This window comes from Agrilactobacillus composti DSM 18527 = JCM 14202 (assembly GCF_001436375.1).
In the GTDB taxonomy this organism is placed as follows: Bacteria; Bacillota; Bacilli; order Lactobacillales; family Lactobacillaceae; genus Agrilactobacillus; species Agrilactobacillus composti.
Genome location: NZ_AZGA01000005.1, coordinates 1 through 23,865, shown reverse-complemented (window position 1 = coordinate 23,865; position 23,865 = coordinate 1). Strand labels below are relative to the sequence as shown.

General features: G+C 45.3%; 15 protein-coding genes. All 15 read right to left on the bottom strand.

The window, feature by feature from the left end; all coding sequences use genetic code 11:
- Window positions 1–198: 198 nt before the first annotated feature.
- Entirely contained in the window at window positions 199–2,997 is a 2,799-nt protein-coding gene (locus FC83_RS02050) for a cation-translocating P-type ATPase (RefSeq protein ID WP_057002322.1), read from the bottom strand.
- Window positions 2,998–3,232: 235 nt separating this feature from the next.
- Complete coding sequence (sstT, locus tag FC83_RS02045; protein WP_057002321.1) at window positions 3,233–4,537, bottom strand: serine/threonine transporter SstT; 1,305 nt, start codon at window positions 4,535–4,537, stop codon at window positions 3,233–3,235.
- A gap of 220 nt (window positions 4,538–4,757) precedes the next feature.
- Window positions 4,758–5,678 (bottom strand): lactate/malate family dehydrogenase, encoded by a 921-nt coding sequence (locus FC83_RS02040; protein ID WP_035452859.1) that lies wholly within the window; start codon window positions 5,676–5,678, stop codon window positions 4,758–4,760.
- Between the two features lie 37 nt (window positions 5,679–5,715).
- Window positions 5,716–7,092: a Na+/H+ antiporter NhaC family protein gene (locus FC83_RS02035; RefSeq protein ID WP_057002320.1), complete on the bottom strand. Its 1,377-nt coding sequence runs from the start codon at window positions 7,090–7,092 to the stop codon at window positions 5,716–5,718.
- A gap of 17 nt (window positions 7,093–7,109) precedes the next feature.
- Window positions 7,110–8,312 carry a methionine gamma-lyase gene (gene megL / locus FC83_RS02030; protein WP_200868854.1) on the bottom strand — a complete coding sequence of 401 codons (1,203 nt, stop codon included), beginning with the start codon at window positions 8,310–8,312 and terminating at the stop codon, window positions 7,110–7,112.
- A gap of 324 nt (window positions 8,313–8,636) precedes the next feature.
- Window positions 8,637–10,307, bottom strand: a complete 1,671-nt coding sequence (locus tag FC83_RS16985) for a peptidoglycan recognition protein family protein (protein WP_052004639.1) — start codon at window positions 10,305–10,307, stop codon at window positions 8,637–8,639.
- Between the two features lie 361 nt (window positions 10,308–10,668).
- Complete coding sequence (locus FC83_RS02020) at window positions 10,669–11,211, bottom strand: GNAT family N-acetyltransferase (RefSeq protein ID WP_052004637.1); 543 nt, start codon at window positions 11,209–11,211, stop codon at window positions 10,669–10,671.
- Window positions 11,212–11,329: 118 nt separating this feature from the next.
- A complete protein-coding gene (locus FC83_RS02015) occupies window positions 11,330–12,148 on the bottom strand; it encodes a hypothetical protein (RefSeq protein ID WP_035452855.1) in 819 nt (272 codons plus the stop codon).
- Between the two features lie 288 nt (window positions 12,149–12,436).
- Window positions 12,437–14,212 carry a hypothetical protein gene (locus tag FC83_RS02010; protein ID WP_057002319.1) on the bottom strand — a complete coding sequence of 592 codons (1,776 nt, stop codon included), beginning with the start codon at window positions 14,210–14,212 and terminating at the stop codon, window positions 12,437–12,439.
- Between the two features lie 389 nt (window positions 14,213–14,601).
- Complete coding sequence (locus tag FC83_RS02005) at window positions 14,602–14,871, bottom strand: hypothetical protein (RefSeq protein WP_035452851.1); 270 nt, start codon at window positions 14,869–14,871, stop codon at window positions 14,602–14,604.
- A 191-nt stretch (window positions 14,872–15,062) separates the two neighbouring features.
- The gene (locus tag FC83_RS02000) at window positions 15,063–15,389 is read right to left on the bottom strand and encodes a heavy metal-binding domain-containing protein (protein WP_035452849.1); all 327 of its coding nucleotides are present in this window, start codon (window positions 15,387–15,389) and stop codon (window positions 15,063–15,065) included.
- A 317-nt stretch (window positions 15,390–15,706) separates the two neighbouring features.
- Window positions 15,707–16,330, bottom strand: a complete 624-nt coding sequence (locus tag FC83_RS01995; protein WP_035452847.1) for a hypothetical protein — start codon at window positions 16,328–16,330, stop codon at window positions 15,707–15,709.
- 547 nt (window positions 16,331–16,877) lie between these two features.
- The gene (locus FC83_RS01990) at window positions 16,878–17,129 is read right to left on the bottom strand and encodes an AbrB/MazE/SpoVT family DNA-binding domain-containing protein (RefSeq protein ID WP_035452845.1); all 252 of its coding nucleotides are present in this window, start codon (window positions 17,127–17,129) and stop codon (window positions 16,878–16,880) included.
- Window positions 17,130–18,293: 1,164 nt separating this feature from the next.
- Window positions 18,294–21,359 carry a hypothetical protein gene (locus tag FC83_RS01980; RefSeq protein WP_035452840.1) on the bottom strand — a complete coding sequence of 1,022 codons (3,066 nt, stop codon included), beginning with the start codon at window positions 21,357–21,359 and terminating at the stop codon, window positions 18,294–18,296.
- A 135-nt stretch (window positions 21,360–21,494) separates the two neighbouring features.
- A complete protein-coding gene (locus FC83_RS01975) occupies window positions 21,495–23,747 on the bottom strand; it encodes a hypothetical protein (protein ID WP_035452838.1) in 2,253 nt (750 codons plus the stop codon).
- Window positions 23,748–23,865: the final 118 nt, after the last annotated feature.

Genomic DNA, 23,865 nt, shown 5'->3' with positions numbered 1-23,865 from the left:
TCATTAACCACACTTATCTGTTAGTTCTAACCAACTTATTTTTCAATTAAAATATAGCATAAATACTTTTTATTGCAAAGTATTATATACTGACAAGTAACTTTATTTTTCAGTTTGCTAGCCAGCTAAAAAGCCCTTCAGCATAGCCGTTTTAAGGACTTACTGAAGAGCTTTTAATTTTAAATCAAACAGTCACACCTAATGTTGTACCGCCGATTGGGTATACAACTTGTTCCGGTGGGCAAATAGCTTGCGACTCAAGTACTTGCGGTATTCTTCAATTAAGAACAATGGAATTGGAATGCAGATCAGGAACAACCATTCCCGCAACCCGATGCCGGTGGTGTTGAAGACCCCTTGTAAAAATGGGGTGTAGATCAAAACGGCCAACAACACGATCTCAAAGGCAATCCCAAACCACACGTGCTTATTGCTAAAAATACCAATGGAGAAGACGGACAATTGTTGGGTCCGGCAATTCAAGACAGCGGCGATTTGGGAGAAGACGATGGCCGCTAAGGTCATGGTCGTGGCCTCCCGATAGATGGGACCACTGGTGGCCAAAGTTGTCCAGGTCCGCCCCAGTTGGAAATTGGTATAAAAGTAAGCAAAGCTAGAGATGGTGCTGGCCATTAAGCCATACCAACCAAAGGCCTTCCAAACAATATTCTTCCGCAACAAATGGGCTTTTCTCGGCCGTGGCGGTTGTTTCATGACGTCAGGTTCTGCCCGCTCCGACCCTAAACCTAAAGCTGGCAGCATATCTGTCCCTAGATCAACGGTCAAGATTTGCATGACGGTCAAAGGTAGGGGAATCGCGCCTCGGGTGAACAGGAACAAGGCAGAAGGCACGGCTTCGGGCATATTGGAGTTTAAGATATACAACAAGAACTTTTGAATGTTGCTGTAAACGGCTCGGCCTTCTTCGATGGCGGCCACGATGGAAGCAAAGTTATCGTCGGTCAAAATCATATCGGCGGCATCCTTGGCCACATCGGTACCCATCTTGCCCATGGCGATGCCAATGTCGGCTTTCTTCAAGGCAGGGGCATCATTGACCCCATCCCCCGTGGAAGCCACCACTTCACCCCGGGCTTGCAAATTAGAGACGATACGGTACTTTTGTTCCGGGGCCACCCGGGCAAAAATCACAGGACCGCTCAAGGCAATTTTCAACTCATCATCGGTCATTTTATGCAATTCATCCCCGGTGACCACTCGAGCGTTGTCGCCAGTGATGCCGATTTTCACGGCAATGGATTTGGCCGTCAAGGCACTGTCCCCAGTGACCATGATGATGCGAATCCGGGCATCGTGACACTTTTGAACGGCTTGATAAACTTCAGCTCTTGGGGGATCAGACATGACTTCTAGCCCTACGAAAATCAAATGGGACTCGGCCGCAGAAGTACTGACCTTCGCTTGAGGGTCATCAGCCACTTTGTAAGCCAAGGCAAGCGAACGCCAACCCTGGGCGGCAAAGTGTTCATTGGCCCCTTGAATCTGTTTGACATCGGCGTCGGTTATTTCCTGTTGCTTACCATCGGTTTGAATCTGGTCACATAAAGGCAACATGCCATCTAAAGCCCCTTTGACCAAAACCAATTTTTGGCCATTGGTTGCTGGATGAATGGTGGTCATACGCTTTCTTTGGGAATCAAAGGGACATTCCTGCAATCTAGGTTGGGCCTTTAAAGCCGCTTCGATATCAAAGCCCGCCTTTAAGGCCGTGACCATCAATGCCCGTTCCGTAGGAGTCCCGACGATTTTTTGCTGGCCGGGATTTTTAGGATCAGCTTGAATTTTAGCTTCGTTATCTAAGGTTGAAATCAATAACGCTTGTTTTAAATCTGGATAATCTTTGTAAGCCACGTCTTGGTCATTGAGCTGGACCTTGCCGTTAACAGCGTAGCCTTGGCCACTGACCGTATAAGTGTTGGCTTTGGTCCAAATATGATTGACGGTCATTTGGTTTTGGGTCAAGGTCCCGGTTTTATCTGAACAAATCACCGTGGCCTCCCCCAAAGTTTCAATACTATTTAATTCCTTCACCAAGGCATGCTTTTTAGCCATGCGCTTGACCCCTTGGGCTAAGGACAAAGTCACCGTGGGCAGTAATCCTTCTGGAATAAAGGCCACGATCATCCCCAAGGCGAAAATAAAGGCCTTGGCCGGGGCATAATGGACAAATAAAATGGAAGCTAGGAAAAAGGCAGCCCCAATGCCAAAGGCAATAATGGACAACTGGCGGGTTAAGCGATTTAACTCAATTTGTAGCGGACTGGCCACCTTCTTTTGAGCGTGGGTCAACTGGGCAATCTTGCCAAATTCCGTGTTCATCCCCGTGGCAATGGTCAAACAACTACAAGTCCCATTGACCACTGAGGTGCCGGCATAAACCATGTTGGTTTCAGCAAACTGGCCCTCCCCGGGGGCATACTTTTCCTCTTTAGATTCTGGCACTGATTCACCGGTCAAGGCCGACTCATCAACTTGTAAGGACGTGGCCTGCAAAATCCGGGCATCCACTGGAATCGCATCCCCGGCCGTGAGCATGAAAACATCCCCGGGCACAAGATTTTTCGAGTCCAATTGCTGCAACTTATTATCCCGGTAAACCTCGGTATAAGTGGGCAACATGGCCAACATAGAATCCGTGGCCTTTTGGGCCTCGTGCTGCTGGTAGTAACTGAAACAACCATTGATAATGTTCACACACCAAATGGCGATCCCCAATTCCAACGTGCCAGAAACAATGGCGATGACGCCACTGACCCACAACAAAATGGCCATGAGGCTGGTGAAGTTCTTCAAAAAAATCTTCCACTGAGCTTCTTGTTGGGTCTTTTGAATGGTATTGGCCCCAAAATGCTTGAGGCGACTAATCGCCTGTTTGGAACTCAAGCCACTCTGGCCGGAATCAAATTCGTGAAACACTTGGTCTAAATCCTCTTGGGCATAGGTCCGAGCGGCTTTTTCTTTTGCTTGTGCTGGCAAAATCAAAACACTTCCTTATCAACAAACCTACTTTGTAAAAATTCTGTAACATCTATTCGACCCCCATTCTAGCACAAGGTTTTAAAATGGCTACCCTTGCCAAATTGAAAACACCCTGAAAGCCTTGATGCGAAGCTATTTTAAATTAGCAATGAAATTTTCAAGCCAGTAAAAAAGACAAAATCCGCAGATTTTGTCTTTCAAAATACATTGTAAATTTTCACAAAGTTTATGACTAAATTCGTTCACTTTCCACAGGTTGACTGACTTCATCCGGCACACCGGCTTTGCGCTTGCCGTTGCCGGCCGCTTTGATGGCCGCCCGAATGTCAACGGGATTACCTTCTTTGCGACTATCGGCATATTCAGCGGTAGCGGTGAACAGTAAATCAGAGGCGGAGTTAACGGCCGTTTCCACGGAGTCTTGGACCACCCCGATGATAAAACCGATACCCACGACCTGCATGGCAATGTCGTTGGAAATTCCGAATAACGAGGCGGCCATAGGAATCAGTAGCAAGGAGCCCCCGGCAATCCCGGAAACCCCGGTGGAAGCAATGGCTGACATGAAACATAGGAGTAAGGCTAAGAAAATGCTAACTTGCACGCCCATGGTATTGGCGGCAGCTAAGGTCATGATGGACACGGTGATGGCCGCGCCCCCAGAGTTAGCCGAACCGCCTAGGGGAATGGAAATGGCATAGCTTTCTTCATTCAAACCCAGGTCTTTAGCAGCTTTCAAGTTGATGGGAATATTCACGGCGCCACTTCGGGTGAAGAAGGCCGGAATCCCACTGGTTTTCAACGTCCAGAAGGTCAATGGATACGGATTTTGGCGCGTCATCACCCAAACCATCAACGGATACACCACCAGGTAAACAAAAGCCATGGTACCCACTAATAAAAGCAGCACTTGGCCGTAAGCCATGACCCCTTTGATCCCAGTTTTACTCAGAGATTCGTGCAACAGCCCCACGATCCCAAAAGGGGCAAATTGGATGACGTTTTGAGCCACAGAACTGATAGCTTCAGACAGTTCTGACACCACATGCTTGGTGGCTTTACTGGTCATACGCAGGCCGGACCCAATCAACAGGGACCAGAAAAGAATCGCTAAGTAATTCCCCTCAACCAAAGCCGATATGGGATTGGAAACGGCGTTGGTCAGTAAACCCGTGACCACGGTGCCCAAATCTTTGGGGGCACTTTCGGCGATTTTCATAGCGCCAGGCAACACCAATTTGATGGGGAACATATAGGAAGCAGCAACGGCCGCCATGGATGAGAACAGCGTGGCACTAAGGTAAAGAATAATGACAGTGCCAAAATGGTTCTTGGCCCCCGGCCGATACTTGGAAATAGCGGACATAATTAAGAAAAAGACTAACAATGGCGCAATCGCTTTCAAAGCACCGACGAATAGTTTCCCCAGAATATCAATAAACGACCAGGACGGGACGGCGATCCCTAATATTGCCCCCACAATAATCCCGATCACAATTTTTAAAATCAACGACACTTCTTTATAGCGTTTATACATTTTGGTCCCTCTCCTCTAAAAGATTAAGTTTTAATGAGAACACTTCTTAGTTTGCCTGATTTTCCCACCAACTGCAAGTTATTTATACCAAAAAAATTTTTTTGTTCTGCCATAATAAATTGGGCCGTTGCCTCGGTTTGAAATGCAATTCGCTTGCGCAACGACCACTTTTTAAAAAAAGGAAGACAAAATTCACTGATTTTGTCTTCCGAGTTGCCAATTAGCTGGCCGCCACAAAAAGCGTGCCAAACATGTCTTTGATTTTATTAGCCGATTGAACCCACCGTTGTTGTTCCACGGCAGTCAGGGTCAATTCGGTGCTGGCGATAATGCCATCTTTGCCGATGATCGCGGGATGACCTAGGTAACAAGCCACCGCTTCATTATAATGGGTCACTGGCAAAATCAGCTTGCTATTTTTCAAAATAGCTTCCGCCACGATGGCCGCTTGATCGGCTACCCCATAAGAGGTATAACCCTTGGCTTTAATGGTATGCCAAGCATCGGCTTTAGCCGCATCTTCAAAGCCGGCCAAGGTGTTGGCATCACTGAGTTTGGTGATATCTTCACTGCCCACCCGGACCCCAGACCAAGCTACGAATTGAGAATTGCCATGTTCACCTAGTACATAACCGGTGATGGCATTAGGACTAACCCCAAAGTGGTTGCCCACGACTAATTGCATCCGGGCCGTGTCTAAAGTCGTCCCGGTACCCAGGACCCGGTTTTTAGAAAAGCCGGTGAGTTGTTGCATATATTGGGTGATCACATCACACGGATTGGTGATGTTTAAAATCACACCCTTAAAATTAGCCGCTTTAATAATTGGCGCCCATTGTTCCACGGTGGTGCGGGTATAAGTCAATTCCGCAAACCGGTCCGTGTTGTTTTGCAAAATGGTGATATCCCCAGCTGCAAAAATAATCAAATCACAGCTGCCTAATTCTTCCGGTTTGGAGGCGGTAATAGCCACGGCCCCGGTGCGACCCACTTGGCCGGTGAGTAAATCTTGTTTTTCAGCTTCCGCTAAGTCTTTGTCTTGGTCTAATAAGACCAATTCATCACATAACTGGCGGGCTACTAAGGTATAAGCCACGGTACTGCCCACGTGGCCAATACCAATAATTGCAACTTTTGTCATGATTCATTCTGTCCTTTTTTATCAATTTTCAGAAACTTTAAAGCGTATCTAAGGCTTTGGCCGGCTTGGGTTCAGCCGCTTTTTCGGCGACCTTTGCACTAGCCTCATCCAGTTTATCACGGGGGGAGAATTTCGTGAATAAGAAAATGGTGGAAACCACGAATAATACCATGCAATACCAGCTATACGGCACAATAGCCGCCGCAGATACCCCCACAATGGACGCTGCCATCAGCAGCTGGGCCCCGTAAGGAATCATCCCCTGGCCTATACAGGCATAAATATCTAAAATACTGGCGGTATAGGATGGGGAGATCTTGTAAGCTTTGCTCAATTTCTTGGCGATGGGGCCGGCGATCATGATGGACACCGTATTATTAGTGGTGATCACATCTAACAATAAAATTAGCGAGGCAATGGAAATCTTACCGCCGATAGGTCCCCGGACCCGTTTGGTGATTTTGTGCAGCAACCAGGCTACCCCGCCCATATGGGTCATGAGGCTGGCCAAGCCGCCCACGATGATGGAGATAAAACTCACATCAGCCATGGAGAGCATGCCTTTGTGAATGGCGCCCATAGCTTGAATCACCGTAAAGTCACCACCCACTAAGCCAATCACCACGGCGGACACAATGCCTAAAATTAGGACCATCAGCACATTGATATTTAAAAACGAGGCCACGATCACCACCACATAGGGCAAGGCTTTGATCCATTGAATATGCCCCAGGCTGGTCAGGGAAATGACCCCCACGTGGGGAATCATCAACAGCAACACGGTGATAATAAAAGCCGGGGTCACAATGATGGCGTTGGTCTTAAACTTAGCAAAAATGCTCACGTCCTGGGTCTTAGCGGAAATGATGGCTGACGCGGAAATCAAGGATAAGTCATCCCCGAACAAGGCGCCCCCCACCACCACACCGGCTAGCAGAGGCATGCTGATGTCGGCCATTTGTCCAATGTTGGCGGCTACGGGCATCAAAGCGGCCACGGTGCCCATGGAAGTCCCCATGGCAAAACTGATGATACAGCCCAGGATGAAAATCCCGGGAATCAGAAACCGCTTGGGCAAGAAGGTCAGGCCAATGTTGGTCATGGTGTCCACGGCTTGCATGGACTTGGTGACGTAATAAAAGGCCCCCGCCAGCATAAAGATCACGATCATCAAAATCATGGTCTCTTGCCCGGCCCCCTTACAAAATACCTTCAGCTTGTCTTCAAACTTGTCCTGTTTGTTGTCCCCCTTTAAGGCAAAGGCCAACATGCAGGCCATGACCATGGCAACCAGTAACGGCATCGAATCGAAATTTTTGGTGATGATCCCGGAACCAATATAAAGGGCTAAGAAGAAAATCAAGGGCACTAGGCCAATGAAATTCCCCTTATCTGTTGTGACATCATCTTTCATTATTCATCACATCCAACCTAGGATACCGGGATAACCGTATCCAACTTTGCGAAGGCTTGGGCCATATCGTTGATCAGGTCTGCCGCGTCTTCTAAGCCCGCCGAAACCCGGATCAAGCCTTGGGAAATCCCAGCTTGTTTCAAATCAGCTTCGGAATAAGTGGAGTGAGTCATGCTGGCGGGATGTTCGATCAAGGTCTCCGCATCCCCTAAGCTCACCGCCAAGGACATTAATTCAACGGAATTAATGAATTTCTCCCCAGCAGCCCGGCCACCCTTGAGATCAAAAGCAATCATCGCCCCCGGCTGGCTCATTTGTTGTTGGGCCACGGCATAACCCGCAAAGTTAGGATTGCCGGGATAAAAAATCTGTTGCACTTTAGCTTCACTTTCCAGGAATTCAACAATCTTCTGGGCATTTTGCACATGGCGGTCCATGCGTAAGCTCAAGGTCTTCATGCCCCGATTCACTAAGAAGGCATCAAATGGGGAAATCACCGAACCGGTCATATCCTTTAAGCCCACCATGCGAATTTGGTCGATCATATCTTGTTTCCCAGTCCCGGCCCCGGCCACCACATCGCCGTGACCATTGATGTATTTAGTCGCCGAATAAACCGCTAAATCAGCCCCTAATTCAATGGGCCGTTGTAGATATGGGGTACAAAATGTATTGTCCACCACGAATAATAAGTCATGTTCATGGGCAATGGCCGCAATTGCTTGAATGTCCGAGATGTCTAAGGTTGGGTTAGCGGGCGTCTCTATGTAAATCATTTTGGTATTAGGTTTGATATTTTTGACGATGGCGTCTGTTTTAGTGGTATCCACAAAAGCGAAATCAATGCCATATTTCCGCAAACCTTCATCAAACAAGGCATGGGTACAGCCATAAACCACTTCTGAAGAAATCACGTGGTCGCCACTTTGTAAAAAGGTGTGCATGGTGGCACTGATAGCGCCCATCCCCGAGGCTGTAAATAAGGCTGCTTCTGCGCCTTCTAAGGCTGCTAATTTCAATTCGATCTCTTGTTCCGTGGGATTCCCCAGGCGGGTGTAAATGAAGCCGTCTTCTTCGCCCGCAAAACGATTCGCCCCTTGTTGGGCATTATCAAACACAAACGTGGAGGACTGATAAATTGGACTGGTCAAAGCCCCTGCACTATTCTTAAGATGTCCTGCATGAATCTGTTGCGTTGAGAAGCCGTATTCTTTAGTCACTGGAACCATCCTTTCACAAACTATTTATTTCGTAACACCGCCAACTTATCATATCTCAGGATTTATGTAAACGCTTACTTCCTTAAATAACAACTCTGCTGGCTTTGATTAACCGGTTATTAAAACAAGAATGATAGGAAATGTTATCTGAAAGTTCACCGATATCCATTCTACAATATGAATATTTTAAGAATATGAGATTTAATTATTTTAGATTAAAAAACATTCATAATCAGCTTTTGACCGCCCTAAAATGGCCATTAAAAAACAGATGCACCGCCCTTTTGGGTTGTGCATCTGTCTCATTTTACTGATTAAACTGTATTAGTTTAAAGTCACATCGTCGGCATTGATCCAGCGCCAATCGCCATCCGCCCGGGTAAATAGGTAGAAGGTCTTGCCATTGCTAGTTTTAGCCACTTTGGTAATTGGATCACTGGTTTTGCCTTGGATATCGGCTTTGGTCATGATGCCGTTAACGTTGTAATACGTCTGGGTATCACTGCCAATCGAGCCCGTGCCACCAAAGTTGTCAATGGATTGGATGGCATCAGAGACAATGTTGGATAAGCTATTAGATTGGACCCAACGATCCCCATGACTCGTGCTGACCAAATAATACATGGCTCCACTTTGAGTTTGGATACGTTGTTGGAGGGTCACATTTTCGCCACCAAAATCATCGGCAGCATCAAAGCCACTGCCATTAAAGTAATAAGTCTGACCGTTGCTCAGCCAAGCCGTGCCATTATAAGTGTCATGGTTGGTGATTTTATCTTGGGTGATGCCACTTAAGTCATAGTTGCGGACCCAACGTAAATCCCGGTTAGTTTGAACCAGGTAGTAAATTTTGCCGTCAGTGGTAGTGATACGTTGTTGAATCTTCACGTTCTGATTGCCAAAGCGATCCGCACCGGTGAAGCCACCATTTATATAGTAATAAGTTTGCACGTTAGGGTTCATTTTAGCTGTGCCCACAAAGCTGGTTTGGTCTTTAACTTTGTCTGCTGAAGTATATTCCAAGTTCTTGGCATTGATCCAAAGCGCTGGGGTACCACCGCTACCAATCAAAGCCATTTCCACACCATTTTTGGTCTTAGCGATTTGATAGACATCATAAGGCTGGCCATCATAATCCATGCTGGTCCCAAATGGTTGGAATTGATTATTCACCAAATAATACACGCCGTTATTGGCGTTACCATGGACCACGGCTCGTTTGGAAACATCAGAAATAGACGTTGGGGAATCGTAACTTGGGGCAACGGTGCCGCCACCACCGCCATTGCCGGTGAGCTCGCCATATTTTTGTTCAACCATGGCATAGAATTGGTTCATGTCATAACCCCATTGGCTGAAGTAGCCCACGGGATCCGTATGGTTGGTCCCACCCAACCAATAAGAAACGGCGTTATGAGACCAAACCGTGCCACTACCGGTATTGTCAGCTAAAGATGGATAAAGTCCATATTGCTTCAACAAATAAGCCACGTAGTAAGCATCGTTGTTGATGGAGCGGGCAAAGTTATCCGTACTATGTTCCCGAACTAATTCAATTTGAATAAAGCGCTTGTTGGCTTGGGGCCCAGCACCCCAAACGGCATAATCCGTAGGGTGAATATTGATGATGCGACTGTGGTCCACAAAGGCATGGACATAAGCGCCAATGGAATTCCAGTTGTTCATCATGTAGCTGACTTCCCCATCAATGGTGGAATTTGGGTTGGCCGTTTCATGGACCACGATACCTTCAGGACGGCCCACCCCGTTTTCATACCCAAAATAATTGGTGAAGCTGGAGTTATAAGTGGTGATTTGGGGATTCCCAAATTGTTGGCTGTTAATGTAATCATTGATATAACTGGCCGCCTGCACCTTACCGGCTTGGGGGTCATGTTGTTGTTGTACTTCATTGGTCACAAAGCTACCCGCGCCAGCTAATAAAGCCGCACTAAATAGCGAAACCAGGACGCGCTTTGACTTCTTCATCTTCATCTATAAATTCTCCTAAATTCCTATAATAAGCGTAACTGCCAAATCTTTTAGGGACCTGGTGCATGTTTAGAAAATAACATGCTTTTTTAAAAATATCGGCCCAACTCTAGCTACAACAATAACATATTCTCGTCATGGAAAATTCACATTCACGAAACTGTAATATGATTGCAAACAACCTGAAAAATGGGGTCTTTGAAAGCCACTTGCTTGTAATAAAGTCACAACATAACGCTAGCTGTTGCGCAACAAGTCAAACTGGTTGTCAGCTTCAAAATAGCCGTCAAATCCCCGATCATTGCTTAAAATTTCCCGGGAAATATTACCACTCCCCTAGCTTTTTAAAACTAGCTTGGAACTATTACACCACATCCGTGCCGTAAAAGCGGTAAACAAAGGGTCCCACAAAGTAAATGAACAAATCCCGGTATTGTTTGGCGGTGAAATCAGACCCTAATACTAACATTTGATACTTCACCCCATATTCCACCGTGGTGTGGCGGCTATCCCGAAAACCATTTTTAAAGTAGAATTCTTGCCGTTTCAGTCGTTGTTGATAATTAGGGGCACTTGTTACTACTTCTTCCATCAATAAAGTGATGGTATTGCCTCGGTAAATCTTGGCAATGGCTTTTAAAATTTGGCTGCCATAGCCTTTAGAGCGAATTTGATCATTCACCGCCAAAAATAACAGATACGTCATCCCTTGGTAAGTAATAATATAGGTCAAGCCCACAAAAGTTGGGCCATCATACCAAGCTTGAAAGCGAATGCCGGCTTTTTTAGTCTGGCGGATCAAAAAGAACAACGGAAAACGTTCTTCTCGGGGGAAAGCCCGTAAATACAGTTGTTTTAGTGATTCATAATCAGCCATTTTGGTTGACACATCAATTGCTTGTAACATATTTGCCCTCTATTTCTTCATATAATTGTAACCATTAAAAATAAGGCAACCTCTTCGTCACTACCGAAAAGATTGTCTTATCTATCAACTAGATCCTAGTCTTATTCTAGCATATTGTTCAGGCTGGGTAAAAAGCCCCTTTAGTGGCTTGGACCCATTGGTTATTTTCAGCTAATTTCAACACTTGCTGGCCATCAAAATAGCTGACGGCAATAACTTGATAGCTGCCGCTAGTTGCAATGGTGTCTACTTGACTGCCATCATCGGCTAATAATGGCGTACCGGCGTTGACATTAAAGGTCCCAGATAATGCCTTTTGCGCACTCAAGTCCTTGGCTTTTACCCATTGGTTCTTGCCCAAATCATAGGCGACAATGGTCCCAGTCTTGGGGTCAGCAGCGGTACGGTTGACTTGCCATTCCGTCACACCAGTGGCTAAGGTGCCGCTGGCTTTGGTGGTGTCCGGATCACTATAAACCGTCACGGCACTGCCAATGCTATATAGTGGGTCATTGCTGGTATATTTGGCAACCGTTAAATCGGTATCTGGCGTGCCCTTGATCACGGTGACCCCACTGGCAGCAATCCACTGATTATCCCCTAAGTTATAAGATACAGCAACGCCATTGCTATCCCGGGCCACTTGGGTGGGCGTCCAAATTGCTTGGGTCGTACTCAGCTTTTTACCGGTATCCCGGGTCATCTTAGGGTCTTGATAGATCGTTACGGCCTGCTTATGGGTATCCACTGTGGTGCCGTCAGTATAGTCCACCAAGGTATAGCTATCCGTGATTGGTTTGGTGGGCACTTCCGGCCCAGGGGTGGTAATTGGTGGAATCGCCGCCGCGTGCACAGTGGGTGTTCCCAAAACAGCAACCACTGGGCTAACTGCTAATAACGCAGTTGCCGCCAATAAACCAAATTGAACTTTTTTCATCAATTAAAACCTCCTAATTTTAAATGTCTAATTCTATTATAGCTTAATTATCGGACGTGTATGCCATCCCTTGTTTCAGATGACCCAAAAAAACACGCCAGCTTGGACTGACGTGTCACATATTAGGATGGTGTTGCTGAAAAGGTAGTTGCAGATGGTGCAATTTATCGGTGTCAAGATCATACTAGGCTGAATGTGTTGCAAGCAGTAGAACTTAATAACTGATCTAGGAAGTCGGTTCGCTTAAAACCAGTGGCAGGCCAGTTTTAAACCGGTGGTAATTGTGGCTTAAGGATAGTAATCCCCAGCAGAAGCAATGATCCATTGATTATCGTTCCCCAGTTTGACAGCTTGTTTGCCATCAATATAGGTCACGGCGAAGACTTTATACAGCCCATCAGTATTGATGCGGCCAGTCCGCTCACCGTCGCGATTATACAGCGGTGTGCCGGCATTGGCGTCAAAAGTCCCGCCTAAATCTTTCACCAGAGCTAGGTCTGAGGCCTTCACCCACTGATTATTCCCCAGGTCATAAGCATGGGCCACGCCATCAGCGTCTTTAGCCACCTTGAAGGCTGTCCATTCGTCATAGCTGGTATTCAGCTTGCCGTTGGCTTGGGTGGTCTCAGGGTCACTGTAAATCGCTGCAGCTCGGAAGCTGGAATAAAGGGCTGTCCCCTTAGGCATGTCAGACACTTCATATTTCTCAGCTTCATGTTCGGTCACATCCCCAGCTTTTACCCACTGGTTATTGCCCAAATCATAGGCCACAACTTTGCCGTCTTTATCTTTGGCAGTTCTAGTGACGGTCCAAGTATCATGATCAGTGCTCAAAGTGGCCCCAGAATCCTTGGTGGTAGCCGCATCGTCGTAAACTTTAACCGCTTTCTTCCCAGAATCCACGGTCAAGGTCCCGGCTGGTACCACCGTGATGGTCAGATCACTCGTTGGGGCACCGGTGGTCACATCGCTAGCCCGGACATAAACCAAGCCGTCGGTGCCGGGGATATCGTTATTGATACTGGTATCCCGGAAACCATAGGCGTAAATTTCCCCATTGGCGTCTTGGAGCACCGCCACATAGTTCAGGCTTTGTTTGGCGCCAATCCGATTATTCGTCGGGGTCGCATTGCCGTCAGTGTTGTAATTGTAAGTGACCGCTTGATTCTTCGTGGTCACCGTGCCACTTTGGTAGACCTTGGTATAGGTCACCGCATTTGGCGTTACTAGCTCGGCTTTCACATACCGGCCATTAGCCAGTTTGTAGCCCACGATGGCTTTGTTCACATCCCGGACATAAGCGATTACCGGCACCCGGGTACCATAGCTGATGACGTCGTTAGCAATTGGGTTCTTCAAATTCACATCCGAGTAAACTTGGGCACCAGAAACATATTTCGGACTGACACTGGTGTCCTTAGAAGCCACATTGCCATCTTCATAATTGTTCAAAGCGGCTGGATCAGTGGTTAAATCTGCACCGCGGACATACCAAGTTCGGCCATTTTCAGCCACGAGGGCCCGGGTGATGACACCCCCAGAAGTAACTAACGTTGTAGCTTTAACAGTCACACCGGCATCGGTCGTCCTAGTCACTGCTGGATTGCCAGAATCAGTCCAAACAGTATTGGCATTAGCAGTCAACAATGGCAGCGTTTCAGCTTCACCATCATCGCTCGGCTCAGCAATCACAAAGTTTAAAGAAGTCGTCGACATCCGGATATCCGAGAAAGCGACCCAGGTATCGACAGTATTCACCAGTTTAAGCATCGTGATTTTACCATCCACAACATGAATGGCATCAATTTTCACATTCGGGTCAGCCACTGCTTCCCCAGGATTTTGCAAATTCGGCCCGTCATACTGCAAGGCTCCGGTCTCTAGGGTGATGTCCATACCGGCTGGAACATTAAACTTAGAGGTCACATTGGCCGTTGCTGCTTGGACCACACCCATATGGGGGCCCGGTAAGGCAGTGGTGATAGCTGGGGCGGCCATGGGGGCTACTGCCAATAATGCGGCTGCCGTCACACCTAAAAATCTGAGTTTATGCGTCTTTTTCATTGCGTAAAGTCCTCCTTTAATGGATTGAAAAAATTTGGCTATAGATAACATTGATTTATCTATGGCAATTAGTATAGCAAGTCGAAAAAAAATTCTTATAAAAATGCCATTGAGGCTTGATATAACAGTGTTTTCGAAAAATAACAGCAGTGATATTAGCCCTTATTTGGTGTTTATTTTTTCAAAGTTACCGGGGAAATTCCGAACAGAAATCAAACGCCTAAGGCAGTTGAAACCTTGTTATACCAAGGCTCATTTCAATTTGGTACGTTTAATTTGGCTAATTTGCTAGCCAAATATTTTGTTTTCTTAAGTTAATTTTTACCGGCAAAATCTAGTCAAGCAATGACCACATTTTGGGTTATTTTTTTCAAAAGCCCGACGATACCTTATTCTAAGAACGCATCATAAGTATTTTGATATCTGCCGGCTTGGTACCAGGGCTGTACGGTGCGGTGGGAACCTGCAGTCAGACTAGGGATTGGTTCTTGAGGCGTTATGGTAGCTTTGACCCGGGCCGTTTTGATCTTACCTGCCCGCAAAGTGACCGGTTGTGTTTCAGAAACGGCGGTCTTAACGGGGATCAAAGCAGCGGTGCCCACTAGCCCAATGGTCGTTAGACCTAACACGGCTAATTTCACGATATTGTCTCGCTTCATCCAGTTCACGTCCTTTACGAATACACTTATAAACACTATAAGTTAATTGTATCAAACTTAGTCTGCAAAAGAGACTAAACTCACTTATAAGCCTAATATAACGGGATTTCGATCAAACAACGACTGTTATAAAAAAACAAAAAAACACCCGACCGGGTTTGAAAAACCCAATCAGGTGTCCCTGAAACTAATTATTTGAATTTAACAGCTGTGCCGTAGGCCACAACGGATTGCATTTCACCGCCAATGGAACCAGAATCAAAGCGCATCATGACCACGGCGTCGCCGCCACGATCAATCGCCGCTTGACGCAAGCGGGCAACGGCTTCATCCCGGGATTCGTGCAACATGTCAGTGTAGGCTTTGATTTCGCCACCCACAATGTTCTTCAAACCGGCCCCAATGTTACTAAACACGTTTTTAGATTGGGTGGTCAAGCCAAAGACTTCACCAATGACCTCGTAATCTTTACCTGGAATATGTTCGGTGGTTACCACTAAAATTTGATCATCTGCCATAAAAATCCCTCCAATGTTGAGTTTATGTAACACTCAAATTATACCAAATTATTGTGGCTAAAGTTACCAATAAGCTTTGCGGACAAAAAAACGCCAATACAGGCAAATTTCCCGTATCAACGCTTCTACATGCACCGCCAGCCAACTTTAGCACGAACCCGAATCGCTCAATTGCTTACATCTACATTCATCGCTAGTCCTAAAGCTTGCGACTGGGGTGCATGCTGCTCAAAGTTGTAACTTGCAATAATTAATATACTTGCCTGCGTTCTGTCAGTCCCCAGGCAAATTGCTAGTGGCTCAAATGACTAATGGTTCTACTTGTTATTGGTTAATTTCACCACATCGGCCGCATACCGGGTGCCGGCATTATTGGTGCCGATGACCCCGGAAATTTGGGCGCGATTATTTAGCACAAAACTCTTCACTTTTAAAGCTGCCCCGGGATCAGCTTTGATGATAATGCTGATATCCGACACACTGCGCCAGGTGGAATCCGGCTGGGCATACATAATCACCGGTGTACTCAAATCTACTGTGTGGGTGGATTCTGGGCCCAGATAAGCTTTGAAATCAGCAGCGGCTACCCAACCCACTACCTGGCCATCCGGATTAGCCACTTGATAGGCGGTGATATTCCCCGCATCCAAGGCAACGCCAACCATGGTATAAACTGCCGGCCCCTGAATGGTCCGTCCCGTATCTGAATTTAACGCCGAATTAGCAAAAATCTTAGCACCGTCGTTAAAATGGGCACCATTGGCCTTATCTGGGGTGAAGGCAAACTCTCCGGTAACCCCACTGGTGGTAGTTGCGGCTTGCACCGTGCGATTATTTTGCCCGGCAATCGCTGTCAAAGCCGTGGTGGTAATGGGCGCTGTGGCTAATAATGCCGCCATGGTCAAGCCCACATATTTAAATTTGATATTCGCAAATTTCATCACACAAAAGTCCCTTGTTTTACTTAGTAACTAAAGTATAAGGACCAGTTGTGGGAAAATCGCGATAAAATAACGAAGAACCTGCGCCATAGTTATGAAGTTTTTTCGAAAATTCTAACTTAGCCGTAGCTACCCCAAATAACATCCCCATAATTTCCCCATTCTCCTAAAACTGCCAACTGCTGAACGTCTCCACCTGCTGTAGAATAATTGTAGCTTAGAATGTGGCCAAAGAATATCATTAACCAGTAACAATTTTGTGTCATTTCGATAACAGTATTAAAATATTAATGCCTACTGCCATTTAATCATTACCTGCCCCTAAGGCTATTTATATTTCCTGCTAGACCACCAATCACCTTCCTTTTCCTGGTTGGTTGTTTTCTTTGATTTCTTCTGCTTATGGGTGAGTGTGGATCAAAAAAAATCCTTACTCCTCAGATGTTTTTCTGAGGAACAAGGAATCCTATGGTCCTACGGTTACTGCAACCCTTAGATAGCCATGATAGGTTTTTGAAGTTGTCTTAACTAACTAGCCCTCTTTCATTCACTGAGCAAAGTTCGGCGATTTTTTAGAATCGAAATGACCTTTCTCATCAATGGCAACATCTTCGTTTGGAATATTAGCCAAGACTTTTCCCCAATCAGACATCGCTGGTACCTTGGCAAAGACAATATTATCCTGATCATCAGTATATACTGTAAATTTCGTTCCTGGTTCTAACCCTAATTTTCGACGCAGTTCAGCCGGAATTATAACTTGACCCTTTGCCGACATTTTTGCAGACAGATCATCCATATTGAAACCTCCTTCTGGATTTTACGTATTACGTCTTATCTATTTTTAGTACAGCCCAACGTCATCTCTGCAAGAATACCATCACGGCGTCTATCACGCCAGTGTAATGATTTAACATTATCAACCGCTATCAGCGTGTGCACCATTACCTTGTAATGACCCATTTGAACCGACTGAGCATGCCCACCAACCGGACATATGGCACTTTCTGTTCATTCACGGAATCAATTCTGAGCGCTACAATGAATATTGTTAGGAATGCCTAACAAAAGCTACTTGTCCGCGACTAGCCGTCACGCCGAATGCGGCTAGGCCTTGCTGGCAAATCTGGCTAAATTGGGTCACACAACAAATCAACCGCATGTGTTATAAGTCAGCCAAATCCTCATTTATTATTGTGACAAGATCTGGTCTACCACGACCTTAGATTTTAGCATGAGACAACTGTCGCTCTATTGATTCCAATCAATCTGTGCCTTGGGGGGTATGCCATCAGAGTTGCCCCAATTTAGCAGTGAGCTGTTACGCGGTGTGCGCTATTGTTTTGAAACGAAATCGCTTGATGCCGTCCGAACATCATACTAGTCCCTAACACAAATATTGTTATTTTCAAATTAGTCTGTAAGTTATTTCGCCGCAAAACAAGCAACGAACACCGTTGTTCACAGTCCTTCAGCAATTAACAAGTAGCTTAAAGCACTTCAAAAATTTCCTTTCCTGATGAGTTACCACTTCATTAGCCGATAGCCTAACGCCCGCAACGCTAGGCTATTTTGGTGCGCCAAAATCATATCAAATCACTAAAAAAAGTGTTGCCCCACAATTAAAATCATGGGCCAACACTAATTTACTTTTAAAGCTGTTTTTTGCAGTTAATATCTTAACTAACGCAACGATTGCGGACACATTGACCCCTTTGCCGGATTGTCTTAGGCCAACTGCCTGAACTACAATAAAGGCGTTGACGGCCGCCAAATCACTTTCACCATGACAAGGTCGCGCCTATCAAGTCTGAAAACATCATCTAAAAAAAATCCGCATCGTCTCCTAAACGATTGGCTCTGATAAGTGTTGCCTTGGCATGTCACTTATCTAACGCCAGCCGGCCGCCACATTTTTATCTCCTTAGCCCAGCGTACTTCTGCACTGGGCTATTTTTGCGTCTTAAGCGGGGTAATAATCCCCAGTAGCCGCGATGATCCACTGGCTGTCATTGCCCAGTTTCAACGCTTGATGGCCGTTAATATACCGCACGGCAAAGACCCGGTAGGCATTGCTAGCACCTAGGACACCCGCTAATGTGCCATCAGCTTGATACAAAGCGGTCCCTTGTTTAGCCACAAAAGTCCCAGCCAAATTCTTTTGCAACTGTAAATCACTGGCCTTGACCCATTGGTTATTCCCCAAGTCGTAAGCCACGATGTTGCCGTTGGCGGTTTTGGACACTTTGTAAGCTGACCACTCGTCATACTGGGTGTTCAACCGGCCGATGGCTTTGGTGGCAGCGGCATCACTGTAAATCTTGGCATTCTTGAAATTAGAATAAATCGCCGTCCCCTTAGGCATAGCGTCCACCTGGGTCTGGTCAGCCCCTGGATTTGGCACCGCAAACAACTTCACCTCGCTGGCCTTGACCCATTGGTTGTTCCCCAGGTCGTAAGCCACCACGTTGCCGCCAGCGTCTTTAGCCACGTGGGTCACTGTCCAAAGATCATAATCCGTGGCCAGCTTCGCCCCGGAATCCTTAGTCGTCGCCCCATCCGTGTACACGTGTAACGCCTTGTTGCCAGTGCTCACTGTGACTTGACCCTTAGGTATCCGGACAATGGTTAAATTCTGATTGGCATCGTTACTGTCATCCGTATCATCTTCGCCAGTATTGCCGGTGTTATCCTCATTGTCATCACTGCCTGTATTGCCATTATTGTTGTTATCACCAGAACCGGTATTACCGCCATTGTTGCCGGAATCATCGCTATTAACTTTCACATCGCTAGCTTTCAAGTAAGTGGTCAGCGCCCCATTCTTGAAACCATAAGCCACGATCTTGCCATTGGCATCTTTGACCACGGAACTATAAGTGAAGGTCAAGCCCTTGGCTACAGGTGCGCCTAAGACGATGGTCAAATCTTTGTCCCGGTAGGGGATGGCTGCCTTAGTGGTGGTGACGGAACCGGTGGCGTTGGTTTCGGTATTAGTGTTAGGTGTCGTAGAGCCATCATCTCCAGAGACTAGTACGTATTCAGCTTTAACATACTGATTTTTTCCAATCTTATAGCCAACAAGCACGCCATTTTCATCTTTGACATAGGCTAAAATTGGATATTTCGTTTTATTATTTATTAAGTTACCACTTGAATCCTTTAAAGTATTATCTCGATAAATCAACGTACCTTGTGTATTTCTGGCAGTTAGTTGGGACTTTGCCTTGTCAATATTGGTGTCTTCAGTAAATTCAGGTTTCGTTGTTGGAATTTCACTTGCGTATACATCATCAGTTTTAACATATTGATTCTCCGCAATCTTATACGCTACTGTTTCTCCTTCTGGAGACAATACATAAGCCATTATTTTTTTACCACTAATAAACTCATCTGTGGTCTTTTTAGTCGTTGCCATATCTGAATAAATTGGTGCGGACTGTCCTAATCTAGGTTGTACATAAGCAAAATCAGCTTTAATATCTGTTGATTCTGTGAGAGGCATTGGTATTTCAATCGCATCAGCGACTTTAACGTAGCCAGCGTAGCCTAATTTATAAGCCACAATATTACCATCAGCGTCCCTAATATAGGCTTGGATTCTGGTTTCTACAATAAGTTTTTGATTTCCATTTGGCACAGTTGTCTCAGGATCTTCATAAACTTGTGCACTAATTCCAGGCTTAGACTTCAAATATGGCTTTGTAGCGTCAACATTAGCATCTACTGTTAATGGTGCACCGCCTACATATACATCAGAAGCAGCAAGATAGCGATTTTCCGCAATTTTATAGGCCACTACTTTTCCATCTGGATTTTTAACATAAGCTAGCACTTTGTGAGTTTTATCTGTCACTAACCCATATATTGCATCAGTAGTCGCTGCATCAGAGTAAATTTGAATATTAGCACCATTATTGGTTCTGACATATGATTTATCAGCAACAATATTGATATCTTCCGTTAATGGCACAGATTCATCTTGCGCTTCACTAGCTTTAACGTACTGTCCTTTATCAATCTTGTAAGCCACAATCTTGCCATCAGGATCTTTTACATAGGCAGCAATTTTTACATCAGTTTTTAACGTTTGGTCTTTAATTGGCGTAGTGGTTGCCATATCTTCATAAATTTGAGCTGGGTCCTTAACTGGTTTGAGGTAAGGTTTAGCCATAGAAACCTCTGTATCTTCATGTAGCGGTGTCGCTTCAGGGGTCACATCCCCAGCTTTAACATAACGCTCGTCACCAATCTTATAAGCTAAAATTTTGCCATCTAAATTTTTAACATAAGCCACAATCTTGGTATCTGTGTTAATTCTTTGACCTTCAGTTGCTTGAGAAGTAGCCATGTCACCATAAATTTGAGCAGTTTGGGCATTAACTTTTAAATATGGATTCGCAGGATCAATTTGTGCATCTTCAGACAGTGGATTTTCAGAGGTTAACGTACTTGGTGCTACTGTAGTCTTACCATCATCGGCTGTGACTGATTTTAATACGCCATTTTTATCAAATGTTAATTTAGCAGCTTTAAATGTCGTGCCATCCTCTAGATTATACAGATTTGTTGGCACCGTTAGTTGATAAGTCTGATCATTCTTGTCTGGATTCAAATGCCAACTCTGATAGAATCCGTAAAACCCATCTGGCTGTGTTGGAATCCAACCATAAGGCGTTTTGTAATTCGAATCAGAAATCTCATAAGCATGAACTGCACCATTTTGAATTTCAACGCCTATTAGTTTATATGTGTCAAGCAATCCCATTTTACTGCGCTCACTACTAATCTTCTTTGGATCTAGCGTTGTGTCCGCATAGATAGGTTTACCATCTGTACCTTTAACATTAATATCATTCTTTTCTAACGCAAATTCCCCATTAATCCCCGCAGTTGTCGCTGCTTGCACCTGCGTTAAACCATCACTGCCAAAAACTGGTGTCACACTAGTTGTTACCACCGGCGCAACAACCAACAAAGCTGCCGCAACGGTCCCCAAATATTTTACTTTTTTACTAGACTTGCCCATTTTTTCTCCTCCTATGTGTTCGTGCAAAGGTGCACTATCCTATGTACAAATCAAGGGGCAAAGTTTGGTTTGCCCCTTGATTATAAAATCTATCGAAAATCATTTCAGCCAATCCCTGGCTTTGAAAACATCACTTTAAGCTGGATAGTAATCCCCAGTTGCTGCGATAATCCATTGACTATCGTTGCCCAGCTTAACAGCTTGATGGCCGTTGATATAAGTAACGGCAAAGACCTTGTACAAACCGCTGGTAGAAATGGTGCCAGTTAAAGTCCCATCAGCACTATACAAAGCAGTCCCGGCATTAGCAGCAAAGGTCCCGTTCAAATTCTTTTGCAATTGCAAGTCCATGGCTTTAACCCATTGGTTGCTGCCTAATTCGTAAGCAACCGGATTGCCATTGCTATCCTTGGCAACTTTGAAAGCAGACCATTCATCGTAGCTGGTGTTCAAAGAACCATTGGACTTCGTGGTATCAGGATCGCTGTAAATCGTGGCACCAATGAAGTTAGAGTACAAAGCTGTGCCCGTTGGCAAATCAGAAACCGTAGCCTTGCTAGCAGTAGAACCTTCAGTCACATCAGCGGCCTTGACCCATTGGTTATTACCTAAGTCATAAGCCACAACCTTGCCGTCGGCATTCTTAGCCGTGCGAGTAACGGTCCAAGTGTTGTAGCTGGTATCCAAAGTCGCACCGGAATCCTTGCTAGTAGCGGCATCGTCATAGACTTTGACAGCCTTGTTAGCTGAATCTACGGTCAAGGTACCAGCAGGGACGACGGTGATGGTTAAGTTAGTATCAACCGTATCGCCCGTATCCGCAACTTTGATATAAGAAGTATGATCGCCATTCTTGAAGCCATAGCCTAAAATCTTGCCAGTGTCGTTGGCTTTCAAGACAGAGGTGTAATTAATAGTTTGACCCTTAGTGATCTTCGTATCTTCAGCAGTGGCGAAATTGTTGTCACTGTATACTGTGGCGTCTTTCTTAACGTTCACCGAACCATTTTCCAAGAATTCAGTGTAGTTACCAGTGGTAGAACCATCACCAGAAACGTTCACGTCGCCAGCTTTAACGTATTGACCCGGTGCCAACATGTAAGAAACCACGTTGCCATCAGCGTCACTGACAATCCCGATAACCTTGTAAGGATTACCTGGTGTAATCATATTGCCGTCCATAGCTTGGGTTGCGGCAGGGTCAGAATAGACTTGAACCTTGTCCGTACCCTTGGTCTTAGCAACAGACTTGCTAGCAGGAACATCAGTGTCTGTGGTTAAGCCTGAAGAAGCGTCAGTGTAATACTTGATATCGGAAACTTTAACGTACTGTTTGTCACCAATCTTGATAGCTACAGCTTTTGCGCCTTCAGTTGGCCGAACATAAGCTAAGACCTTTTGAGGTGTCTTATTATCAATTGTTTTGCCGTCTACTTTATTTTGTGTTGTATTATCAGAATAAACTTGGGCTGTAGAGCCCTTAGCGACAACTTGTGATTTGCCATCTAAAATATTAGGGTCTTCAACGAAACTCCCCACTGGTACTGGTCCTGGTGTAACCTCACTAGCTTTAACATACTGACCATCAGCTAACTTGTAAGCGACAATATTCCCATTACCATCCTTGACAGTACCAATGGCTACTTGCCCTGCACTAGCTAAGGTTTCACCGGTATCTTGTGACGTATGCATGTCTTTATAAATCTTTGGTGTAGTACTAGCATTAGGCTTTACAAAAGAATTCTTGGAGTCAATTCCAGCCTCAACCAATGGATCTTTAGCAACCAAATCTGTAGGTGCAGCAGTGGCACCTGTATTAGAAGTAAATGTAGTTATTGCACCACTTCCGTTCAGTGTCAGAGATGCAACAGTAAACGTTGAACCATCAGATGTTTTATAAAGCGTTGGGTTTGTACTTAAGTTAAATACTTGATCTTTAGTATTTTGATCACCTGGAATTGGTACAAATCCCCACTTCTTGTCAAAGAATCCAGCGAAATCGGAAGCCTGTATCCATCCATAAACTGAAGAACCACCTGAATCAGATAACTGATAAGCTGAAACAACGCCATTTTTTAAATTAACGCCTGTTATTGTAAAGAATTGGCCATCGGTAACTTTTTTCGTTGCTGTCCCACTGAGAGACGCATCAGCATATACTGAACCCGTCTTTGCCTGTTCATTATAAGACTTAGCCTTAACATAAATCAGATTTTCTTTAGTGGAATCAAATTCTCCACTAACCCCACTAGTCGTATCTGCGGCTTGTGCTATTGAAATATTATTCCCTGTAAATGCAGGTGATACTGCAGTTGTAACGGCGGGTGCCACGGCTAATAAAGCCGCTGCGGCCACACCTAAATATTTAACACGTGATTTCTTAATCATTGTGAATCCCCCTTAGATCTCTGTATTAAAAAGCAATGCTTTCACTTACAGTTCTATTGTATCCTGAATTATTCATTCATGATTTGAGTTGCACTTATTGAACCGGTTTAACGTGTAT